At 68.2% G+C, this 2393-nt stretch carries 2 protein-coding genes; one reads left to right on the forward strand and one right to left on the reverse strand.

Annotated features, from left to right (window positions below):
* The first annotated feature begins 206 nt into the window (after positions 1-206).
* A complete protein-coding gene (locus HII36_RS54695; protein WP_173531300.1) occupies positions 207-1010 on the forward strand; it encodes a hypothetical protein in 804 nt (267 codons plus the stop codon).
* A gap of 98 nt (positions 1011-1108) precedes the next feature.
* Here the strand turns inward: HII36_RS54695 and HII36_RS54700 are convergent, their stop codons facing one another.
* Positions 1109-2293: a cytochrome P450 gene (locus HII36_RS54700; RefSeq protein ID WP_328808325.1), complete on the reverse strand. Its 1185-nt coding sequence runs from the start codon at positions 2291-2293 to the stop codon at positions 1109-1111.
* Positions 2294-2393: the final 100 nt, after the last annotated feature.

Consider the following 2393-nt stretch of genomic DNA (forward strand, 5'->3'; position numbering starts at 1 on the left):
CCCCAGACCCCGCAGCAGCGCCCACCGAAGAGCCCACCGAAGAGCCCGCCGCAGAACCCCGCGCGCTCCCACGGCAGACCGCGCCACCGACCGCGCGCCCACGGCAAGCCACACAGCCAGCCGCGCCGCCGTCCTCGCCGCTGTCTTCGTCCACAGGGCAGTCCCCGGGCCCGGACCCGTCACCAGGGGCATCGCCATCCCAGTCCTTGATCGTCCGCACCCGAAGAGTCACCCAGGCCATCCCGCAAGCAGTCGCCTGCCGCCAGACAGCAGCACACATCTGGGGCCTACGCGCCCTGACCGACTACGAAGACGATTGGCCCATCGAGCTCGCCGCCCCCACCCACCTGCCCATGCCCGGCTGCATCACCTACCTGACCCAGCTCGCCGAAGAGGACATCACCGAACACCAGGGCATCCGCCTGACCACCATGGAACGCACCGCACTCGACTGCGCCCGCTGGCTCCCCCGTCCAGAGGCCGTGGCCGCGCTCGACCAGTTCGCCCGCAAAGGTGTCGACATGGAAGCCCTGTGGCACCGTCCGTTCAACTCCTGGCGCCTGCGCGACACCCTGAGCCTCACCGACCCGGGCGCGGCCTCGCCACGAGAAAGCTGGCTGCGGGTCATCCTCGTCGACGGCGGCCTGCCACGACCCACCACCCAGATCCGGGTGCCGCTGTCCGACCGCGTCGCATACCTCGACCTCGGCTGGGAGGAGTTCCGCCTGGCCGTCGAGTACGACGGCCAGGAGTTCCACACCTCGCCCCTGCATCAGCAGCACGACGCGGACCGCCGTGACGAGCTACGCCGCCGCGGCTGGCGGGTGATCGCCGTCCGCAGGGACGTCATCCCCGGCAAGGCGGCCGACCTTCTCGAACACGTCGCCAACGCTCTGATCGAACGCGGCTGGCGTCCCGGCCCCGAGGTCACGACCCGGATCCTGCGCCGCATCCGCGCCATCCGCCGCAGGTCCAGCCCTCGCACACCGCGCCGGCCGAGGTGGCGCTGATGCCTCACGTACGCCACCGGCATGAGCACCAGCGCCACCCGCGCGTACCGTCGCATTCCGCCGACACGGACGAAGAGCAGCGGGGCGGACAGAGGTGGCTACGTCAAACTGACCGGGAGTTCCTTGATGCCGTTGATGAAGTTGGACCGCAGCCGGCGCACCGGCCCGGAACGGCGCATCCGGGGGTGGCGGCGGGCCAGCTGCTCGAAGAGGATGCGTAGTTCCAGCTTGGCGAGATGGTTACCGAGACAGAAATGGGCGCCGCCACCGCCGAACCCGATGTGCGGGTTGGGGCTGCGGCCGATGTCGAAGACCTCCGGGTCGGGGAAGACGGACGCGTCACGGTTGGCCGAGGAGTAGAACACCACGACCTTGTCGTCGGCCTTGATGTGCTGGCCGCCCAGTATCTGGTCGGTGGTGGAGGTGCGGCGGAACAGGTTCACGGGCGACACCCAGCGGACGATCTCGTCGGCGGCCGGCGTGGCGAGCGACGGATCGGCGACCAGACGGTCCCACTGGTTCGGGTGGTCGAAGAAGGCCAGCATGCCACCGGAGGCCGCGTTCCTGGTGGTCTCGTTGCCCGCGACCACGAGGAGGAGGACGAACAGGTCGAACTCGCTCTCGTCGAGCGTTTCGCCGTTCTCGTCGGATTGGATGAGCTTGCTGACGATGTCGTTCTTGGGCTGTGACTTGCGCTGCGCGGCCAGTTGGTTGGCGTACGCGTAGACCTCCATGGCCGCGGCGGGACCGTCCTCGGGTGAGGCGGCGTAGTCGGGATCCTGCGCGCCGATCATCCTGTTGGACCAGGTGAAGAGCTTGTCGCGATCGGCTACGGGAGCGCCGAGGAGTTCACAGATCACGTACAGCGGCAGGGGTGCTGCCACCTCGGTGACGAAGTCGACCTCACCCGTGCACTTGTCGAGAAGGTCGTCGCAGATGTCGCGGATGTGCTGTTCGAGGGCCCCGATGGTGCGCGGGGTGAAGCCCCGGTTGACCAGGGACCGGCGGCGCGTGTGCTCCGGCGGGTCCTGGTTGAGCATCATCAGGCGCTGGAGCGCGATCTGCTCCTCGGGCAGTTCCTCGAACAGGGCGAGCTTCTTGGCGGAGGAGAACAGGTCGGAGTGCCGCGACACGTGGACGACGTCTTCGTAGCGCGTCACCGCCCAGAAGTCGGGCTCGCCTTCGTGCCGGTGGACGGGGGAGTTCGTGCGTAACCATGCCAGCTGGTCGTGGGGCGGGCCTGAGGCCGCGTAGCGGTCTCTGTCGATGAGGTCGATGTGCACCCGGCTCACCTCTTGATCAAGCGCTTGGTTAAAACCGTATTGAAACGTGTTCTATTACGCCCCCTGTACGGTCGTCAAGGAGAAGAGCCCATGCCCACCC

The organism is Nonomuraea antri (assembly GCF_013283785.1).
Taxonomy (GTDB): Bacteria; Actinomycetota; Actinomycetes; order Streptosporangiales; family Streptosporangiaceae; genus Nonomuraea; species Nonomuraea antri.